Source organism: Kaarinaea lacus, assembly GCF_975902315.1.
On sequence record NZ_CDLKIE010000139.1, the window covers coordinates 1 to 7,752 of the forward strand.

The following is a 7,752-nucleotide window of genomic DNA, read 5'->3' on the forward strand; positions in this document are numbered from 1 at the left end:
TTATTGATGGCGACCATATAGGTGGCTATGAGGACTTGCTTGAACTGGACAAGAGCAGGGGGCTTGAGAAGCTTCTGTAACGCATCAATGAAGACGTTTGTTTGCGTGCTTTAACTGGTATCTATATCGATACTTCTTTAAAACGTCATTGCAGGAGTTTATCCTGCAGTTACAGGGCGCGAGCTTAATTCACCGACACTTTATATGAACGTATCAACCACCAATGGCGCCTGTAATTGTTGCCACGGTGTAAATAGACCTTCAATATTTGCCCAATAACTTTCAGTAAATACACGCTGATGACGTTTGAGCAGCACGTACGCCATTAGTCAATGAAAGTGCTGTAACAAGGAGGAACGTAGGAATGATAATAAAATTGCTTAGTATTACCATGATGGTTTTGATTGTTTTGACCACTGCTTGTGCCAACTCTGGCGACAAATGGTCGCATGAACAGTTAGATAAGGGTGATAGTGTGGATAGTGGCTGGAAGCAAAATCCAGCAACAACCGATGATCGGAAGAAAACATCCAGCTCTTACTGGGAGAAAGAAGGCCGCTATTAATGGGTTGTGTGCCTCTCTTCAACGATGGGGTGAAGCAAATCCATGCAAGTTATTGTTCAATTAGTATTACTTTTGGGAATAAACTCTGTCTTTGAAAGTTTGATCTAAAAAAATCTTGCGTGATAAATACGCTTGTTTGGTTATAGACAGGGATGGTTTTTTCAGCCTTCAATTCCCGCCTGTCGAACATGCTTAGTCAGTGGTTGTATAAAAAAGCCGGGGATGTATTCCCCGGCTAAAGCCGCAATAACTGAATCATCGTGGGACTGGCTGGCGCCAGGTGTTTCGAAACAACGCTGGCGAGAAAAAATCAAGAAGCGAGAGTGAACAGCAAATAATTGCGATCACCATTCCATACGATTCCAATCTCTCTGGCCTGCTTTTAAATAACTATTTATATATAAATGTGCACGGAAACGTACTTTGAGCATGTTGCTGCTATTCTGGCGGGCGGCCAGTATAAATTAAATGTTAGAAGTTGACTCAAAGCCACTTATTCCGACAGGCGAAGATACAACTTATCGGGAGCAGTCCAGGGTTTGTTAGTTGTTATTTCCATAACCATAAATGCTCCAGGAACGCTTTGAGTTTGGTAGGTATCCACTGCCGACTTGCATACATTGCGTATAGCGTTACGGTAGGGAATGTATAGTCTGTTAATAATGGTACCAGCCTCTTATCCTTAACGTCCTGTTCTGCGATTCGTTCCGGTATCAGGGCAAAACCCACCCCGTCAATTGCTGCGCGTTTACAGGACAGAACATCGTTAATGCGAATCCTGGCCTTTTGATCAATTGCATATTTCTCTTCATTCCTGGTCGCCGGAATAGAAACCATACTTCCATAGGGAAACCAGATGTAATCATGCTTCTCCAAATCCTTCATCGTTTTGGGTTTACCTCGCCTTTTTATGTAAGCTGGTGATGTATAAATACCTAATTCAGTATCCAGTATTTTTTTAGCAATTAATGAAGAATCTTCCAGGGCGCCGAATCTGGGCATAAGGGCAAGATCGATACGCTCGTTAATAATATCAACGGGTGGATTTCTCAGTACCAGATCGATTTCCACTTTTGGATGTTTTTTTAAAAATGGATCAATCAGGCTGCTCACAAAGATTTGTCCAAAATCAATCGGTGTAGCAATCCGCAATAAGCCCTGGGGTTCTGTGCTGAGAGTCTCCGCAAAATGCTCTGCTTCTTTCGCAGTTTCGATGACTTGCTGACAGTATTGGTAGTATCCTTCACCCGCCTCCGTCAGCGTTACCGAACGAGTTGTCCGATTCAGTAGTCTTGTCCCCAGTCGTTCCTCCAATTGTGACACCTTCATACTCACCGTGGATTTTTCGATCCCCAGCTCCAGTGATGCCTTTGTAAAGCTCTGTTTTTGTGCGACTTTCCCAAAGATCAGCATCTGATTCAGATCCATCCTAGCCTCCCAGATTGTTCAAATATATGAACAGTGATTTCTAATAATAGGGGATTATCATTTTAAAATAAACAGTCATACTTACTACAACTTCAAACGAAGTTATACGCTCAACCACAAAGGAGATCGACATGAACAAAACAAACATAGAAAACATCACTAACTCAGATCGTGTAATCAGAATCGCAGCAGGCCTTGGAATGGTATTTTCAGTCACCCTGCAGTCCGGTCCGATTGGAGTAGCAGCGATACTGCCTCTATTTGCGATCTACCCTATCATGACAGGTGTCGTTGGCTGGGATCCGATTGTGAATCTTTTTTCTGCTCGCAAACAACAATCAGACGATAACCTCAAAGGAACTGTTGCCAATGCGAGTTAATGGATTAAGACAAATAACGTATAAAGTCAAAATGCCAATGGTCACTATTGCCAGATGGGAGAACGGATGTATCGCAGAAGAGCATCTGTTTTGGGATAATGCTGAATACATGAAACCGCTGGGGCCTGGAAGCCAGGCAACCCAGTAACAGGTACCAGCCGACGGTCTTGCCTTCTGTTTGCTCTGGCAAGACTGCGATTGAACCGAGATGAGCACTATAATATTTCAGGATTGAAATCATGGTAGATACACAACAAGCAACTGAAAGTCATGCAACAGAAAGTCAGGCAACTACCAGTCGTGACCGCATGCCGGTGGTATATGTCGGTCACGGCTCACCCATGAATGCGATCGAAGACAATCGCTGGAGTCGTGGTTATGCCGAACTGGGGAGCCTGGTTCCGCGGCCGGCGGCGATTCTGGCAATCTCGGCGCACTGGTATACAAAAGGCAGTTACCTGACAGCCAATACACAACCACCTACTATTCATGACTTTGGTGGTTTTCCAGACGCACTGTATAACATCGAATACCCGGCACCGGGTGATCTCGCGCTCGCCGAATCAGTACGTGATCTGCTTGGCAAGGAGCGCGTACAACTCAGTGATGACTGGGGGTTGGACCATGGTATCTGGTCGGTGTTGCGCTGGATGTATCCGCAAGCGGATATACCCGTGGTTCAACTAAGTATCGATAATCGTCTTGATGTACAGCAGCATTATGAAATCGGTCGTTCTCTTGCCGAGCTTCGTAACAGCAACATATTAATCATCGCCAGCGGCAATGTGGTCCACAACCTGCGTGATGCATTCCAGCAAATGCGAGCCGGTACTTCAGTTACGCCCGACTGGGCAAGCCGTTTTGATGAAGCCGTCAAGCAGGCGTTACTTCAACATGACATCAAAACACTGTTATCGTTGTGGCCCGATAGCGCCGATGGACAACTCGCCAATCCCACGCCGGAACACTGGTTGCCCCTGCTTTACGCAGCCGGTGCGGCAGATGAAAGTGATCGCGTCAGCTTTCCCACAGAAGGATTTGACCTGGGATCACTTTCGATGAGGAATGTTATTTTTGGATCACATTAAGGCGTTTGACCGTTTCAATTCGCACGCTACCGCTGCAAAGTACTCATTGCTATTCTGAGATCACGCGTCCTCTCACTGTCTACCTTTCTACCTTTCTACCTTTCTACCTTTGTGTCTATAGGTTGATTCGGAATCTTCTAAAAACATTTATAGATATTTTTTACGGCCCATTCGGGTGAGTGTTTTTCCTTTGCTGTTTTGGAGCGCAGGATTAATTGATTATTGATGGGGAGGTAAGTGATTGTATTTTTTATTTAATTTCAGGGTGATTGATTTGTGCTCATAGATTGAGCGCTTTTTGAAATAAACAAATGAAAATTCAACTAATCTGAAACATCAGTATTTCTTTATGAGTGAGAGCATTTTTTAAAAGACACAAATTTTCGCGTGGTTTTCCTGACTAAATTTGTCGGCTATTCTCAGTGTCGTGGTTAAAGTAAGTTAATTAAAAATTGTTTCGAATTATATTTAAGGCTTTCGTTTAAGGTCTTTAACAAAAGCCAGGGTTATTTCCGAATACAACGAGGAGTACTGAGACTATGTGGCTTGCAGAAAAACTTGATCCTGTTGCACCACTGAATAATCGTAAAGATATAGAAAATTTTATTGACCAGAGCCTGATGGGTGACTGGATTATTCGTATAGAGTACTCAGGTCGCAATGCTCAGGGACAATCAGATTGGCTACAGTGGGATTCTACTTTTTTTGCGATCACTTCTTCTGACGATGTTATGGAAGCAATCGATTCATGCTACGCATACTTCCCTGATCGGGAAATTCGAATTCATGCTGAAAAAGTTCGACCCCAAACACGCATGGTTTACAGTGTGTATCAACCTGTGGAGTCTGGTCTTAATGTCAAAGCCCCGGTAGCCGTAGCTGTTGCTTCTGAAGCAGCAAATCAGGAATGGCACCAGCCTGTGGATGAAAGTGTTTCTGCCAGGGGTAATAAAGCGTGGCGATTTCTGGCAGCAGCGGGAACACTGGCAGGTACGCTTATCGTTTGGGAGGCTGCTTCAAATTAGTTTGTTATTTATATTTCTAAACACTCCGTAACTAAATGGATCGGATAACAAGCTATTCTGAGATCTGAGCGATTTTTTCCTATACATATTCCTTTCTGAATTCATTGTCATTCGTCTATACATCGACGAAAGCACCCATTGTTTATCCTGTTATTTATGTGTGGAATCTAAACTTTTTTAATCGAACTGGTCTACGAAAACGGAGAGCTAGTGAGCCTGAGTACTTAAGATTTCTTATTAAATTACAGTCAGTTAACAAACTAATTTGATATTTTAGGCACTGCTTATTGCCTGCCCATCCTCCGGTTATCTATAGCAACGATAATCACGCCTTCTCCCAATTCATAACTCCCGCTCTATGCAATCCTAAAGAAATATCGATTAGTAATGATTTCACCGCCTGCATAGACTCTCCTCAATTCAAAATTTTAACTCAGATTCACTCACTTAATGAATTAAAGGAGCTGACCAATGGCCTCGAAAGCTTATGATGCAGGCGTAAAAGAATATCGCGATATGTACTGGACGCCGGATTACGTTCCATTAGATACCGATTTACTGGCGTGTTTTAAATGTACTGGACAGGAAGGTGTGCCACGCGAAGAGGTTGCTGCTGCGGTAGCGGCGGAATCATCAACCGGTACCTGGAGTACGGTATGGTCAGAATTATTGACTGACCTTGAATACTACAAGGGACGTGCTTATCGCATCGAAGACGTACCAGGTGACCCTGAGTCTTTCTACGCTTTCATTGCATATCCCATTGACTTGTTCGAAGAAGGTTCCGTGGTCAACGTGCTGACTTCTCTGGTCGGTAACGTGTTTGGATTTAAAGCGCTGCGTCATTTGCGTCTCGAAGACATTCGTTTTCCTATCGCTTACATCAAGACCTGTGGTGGTCCGCCAGCGGGAATCCAGGTTGAACGTGATCGCCTGAATAAATACGGACGACCAATGCTGGGTTGTACTATCAAACCGAAACTTGGTCTGTCTGCTAAGAACTATGGCCGTGCTGTTTATGAATGTTTGCGCGGCGGTCTGGACCTCACCAAAGATGATGAGAACGTTAACTCTCAGCCTTTCATGCGCTGGCGCGATCGTTTCGAGTTTGTAGCGGAAGCTATCCAGAAAGCGGAACAGGAAACCGGTGAACGTAAGGGGCATTATCTTAATGTTACCTCGGCAACTCCTGAAGATATGTACGAACGTGCAGAGTTCGCAAAAGAATTGGGTATGCCCATCATCATGCATGACTTTTTAACTGGTGGTTTCACAGCGAATACCGGTCTGGCTAACTGGTGTCGCAAGAATGGTATGTTGTTACACATCCATCGAGCGATGCACGCGGTAATCGACCGTCATCCAAAACACGGTATTCACTTTCGTGTACTGGCCAAGTGTCTGCGTCTTTCTGGTGGTGACCATCTGCACACCGGTACCGTTGTCGGAAAGCTGGAAGGTGATCGTGCTTCCACATTAGGTTTCGTGGATCAGTTACGAGAATCCTTTGTTCCCGAAGATCGTTCACGTGGTGTTTTCTTCGATCAGGACTGGGGTTCTATGCCTGGTGTATTCGCTGTTGCTTCCGGCGGTATCCACGTCTGGCACATGCCTGCACTGGTTACAATATTTGGTGATGATTCCGTACTGCAGTTTGGTGGTGGTACACAGGGTCACCCCTGGGGTAACGCGGCCGGTGCTGCCGCGAACCGCGTCGCACTTGAGGCCAGTGTTAAGGCGCGTAACCAGGGTCGCGAGATTGAGAAAGAGGGTCGTGACATTCTTACCGAAGCAGCCAAGAGCAGTCCCGAACTGGCAGTCGCCATGGAAACATGGAAAGAGATCAAGTTCGAGTTCGATACCGTTGACAAGCTGGACGTGTCTTAAGCGGGACGTGTTTAAAAAAGCAAACACTAGATTAAAGATTTAATTTAAGAGGATAAAACAATGCCAATGACAAATCAGCAAGGTGATTTCCAGACCTCTCAAACGCTTGAGACTTTCGGTTTTTTGCCCAAGCTTACACAAGAAGAAGTTTATGAACAGATTATGTATATGGTTTCCATGGGTTGGACACCTTCCATTGAACATGAACATCCAACAGGTGCAACAAATCACTACTGGACCATGTGGAAGTTACCGATGTTCGGCGAATCAAACCCGGCTCGCGTGATGGAAGAACTCGAAGCTTGCCGTCGAGCTTATCCTGATCACCATATTCGACTGATTGGATATGACAACTATACCCAAAGCCAGGGTGTGAACTTCGTTGTTTTCGAAGGTCATGCTTAAAGTCGATATCCTGAATATCGGTAGTGACCATTTTTAATGGTAGTGGTTGAAAGGTAACAGTTTTAACAGTCAAAGTATTAACGATTAACGCAAGAGGCGGGTTTAACATGTCACAAGCTGCAATGGCAAAAGCAAACAGCACCAGGGCAATGGCACTTGAGCGACGCAAGGCAATGTCGGTGGGTGGAAAAGCAGCGCTTAAACTTGCTGGTGGAAATCCTGCGCCAGCCAGTCGTGCAAGTGCTCCTTCTGCGACGCAACCTGCACCTGCAAAGATGTCAGGTACAGGTAAGAGCGCTCGTGAAGTGTCGCTGGCACGGCGTAAAGCAATGTCTGTAAGTGGCAAAGTTGCCGCTGGCAGCCAGGACCGTACTCGAACAGGTTCAAGAAAATATCCGGCTAAAGCGGAAGCTCAGGATGCACAGACAGCACAGTCAGCCGAAAAAGGCTGCGGTTGTGGGTGTGGCGGTACCAGGAAAGATACTTGTGTGAACCGAGATAGCCAGGACAGGACGATGAGCGCGATGCCAAAAGCACCTGTTGCAGTTCGTACGCCAAAGGTTGCTTCAAGTTCTGCGGCTAAAACTGCTGCACTGGCACGTCGTAAGGCTTTGTCGAAATTTGGCAAGGCGGGTGCCGGCGCCGTTGCAGTCAGTGAAGCGCAAGCTGCTCGAGAGAGCAATCCCAAATTGTCTGGACGTGAACTTGCCAAAGAACTGCGTGAACAGCGCAGTAAAAATGGCAACGCAGGTCAGGAGAAATCTGCACCTTGTGGTCGTCAACGTAAAACAGCTAACGTCGAAGCGGGACCAGCGGAAGATGCATCCTGGAAAGTGGGTGCCAGTGTAACCGTTAGCGGACAACCTGTTACCGGAACCATGGTGGGTCGTCAGGAAAACATGACGGGAGACGAACCTAGTACTTGCCGGACGGTCACTGGTACCGAATACCTTGGCGCAGATATTTTTAATAAA

General features: G+C 45.6%; 8 protein-coding genes. 7 read left to right on the plus strand and 1 reads right to left on the minus strand.

Annotated elements, in window-relative coordinates; genetic code table 11:
* Nucleotides 1-364 precede the first annotated feature (364 nt).
* Complete coding sequence (locus ACWVCM_RS03830) at nt 365-565, plus strand: hypothetical protein (protein WP_455200388.1); 201 nt, start codon at nt 365-367, stop codon at nt 563-565.
* Nucleotides 566-1,114: 549 nt separating this feature from the next.
* Here the strand turns inward: ACWVCM_RS03830 and ACWVCM_RS03835 are convergent.
* A complete protein-coding gene (locus ACWVCM_RS03835) occupies nt 1,115-1,993 on the minus strand; it encodes a LysR substrate-binding domain-containing protein (RefSeq protein ID WP_455200389.1) in 879 nt (292 codons plus the stop codon).
* Between the two features lie 131 nt (nt 1,994-2,124).
* Here ACWVCM_RS03835 and ACWVCM_RS03840 point away from each other — a divergent pair, with 131 nt between their 5' ends.
* From ACWVCM_RS03840 to ACWVCM_RS03865, 6 genes are all read left to right on the plus strand, one after another.
* Nucleotides 2,125-2,373 carry a YgaP family membrane protein gene (locus tag ACWVCM_RS03840; RefSeq protein WP_455200390.1) on the plus strand — a complete coding sequence of 83 codons (249 nt, stop codon included), beginning with the start codon at nt 2,125-2,127 and terminating at the stop codon, nt 2,371-2,373.
* 239 nt (nt 2,374-2,612) lie between these two features.
* Nucleotides 2,613-3,461, plus strand: coding sequence for a 4,5-DOPA-extradiol-dioxygenase (ygiD, locus tag ACWVCM_RS03845; protein WP_455200391.1), 849 nt, complete (start codon nt 2,613-2,615; stop codon nt 3,459-3,461).
* A 539-nt stretch (nt 3,462-4,000) separates the two neighbouring features.
* Complete coding sequence (locus ACWVCM_RS03850) at nt 4,001-4,486, plus strand: ribulose bisphosphate carboxylase small subunit (protein ID WP_455200392.1); 486 nt, start codon at nt 4,001-4,003, stop codon at nt 4,484-4,486.
* A 471-nt stretch (nt 4,487-4,957) separates the two neighbouring features.
* Nucleotides 4,958-6,373 (plus strand): form I ribulose bisphosphate carboxylase large subunit, encoded by a 1,416-nt coding sequence (locus ACWVCM_RS03855; RefSeq protein ID WP_455200393.1) that lies wholly within the window; start codon nt 4,958-4,960, stop codon nt 6,371-6,373.
* A gap of 60 nt (nt 6,374-6,433) precedes the next feature.
* Nucleotides 6,434-6,778, plus strand: coding sequence for a ribulose bisphosphate carboxylase small subunit (locus ACWVCM_RS03860; RefSeq protein ID WP_455200394.1), 345 nt, complete (start codon nt 6,434-6,436; stop codon nt 6,776-6,778).
* A 107-nt stretch (nt 6,779-6,885) separates the two neighbouring features.
* Nucleotides 6,886-7,752 (plus strand): CsoS2 family carboxysome shell protein (locus tag ACWVCM_RS03865; protein WP_455200395.1); only part of this gene is annotated, 867 nt, incomplete at its 3' end.

Excerpts from the sequence above, each read along its gene's own strand:
- ACWVCM_RS03830 (WP_455200388.1), top strand. The coding sequence starts at position 365 with ATGATAATAAAATTGCTTAGTATTACCATGATGGTTTTGATTGTTTTG.
- ygiD (WP_455200391.1), top strand. The coding sequence starts at position 2,613 with ATGGTAGATACACAACAAGCAACTGAAAGTCATGCAACAGAAAGTCAG.
- ACWVCM_RS03850 (WP_455200392.1), top strand. The coding sequence starts at position 4,001 with ATGTGGCTTGCAGAAAAACTTGATCCTGTTGCACCACTGAATAATCGT.
- ACWVCM_RS03835 (WP_455200389.1), bottom strand. The coding sequence starts at position 1,993 with ATGGATCTGAATCAGATGCTGATCTTTGGGAAAGTCGCACAAAAACAG.
- ACWVCM_RS03840 (WP_455200390.1), top strand. The coding sequence starts at position 2,125 with ATGAACAAAACAAACATAGAAAACATCACTAACTCAGATCGTGTAATC.
- ACWVCM_RS03855 (WP_455200393.1), top strand. The coding sequence starts at position 4,958 with ATGGCCTCGAAAGCTTATGATGCAGGCGTAAAAGAATATCGCGATATG.
- ACWVCM_RS03860 (WP_455200394.1), top strand. The coding sequence starts at position 6,434 with ATGCCAATGACAAATCAGCAAGGTGATTTCCAGACCTCTCAAACGCTT.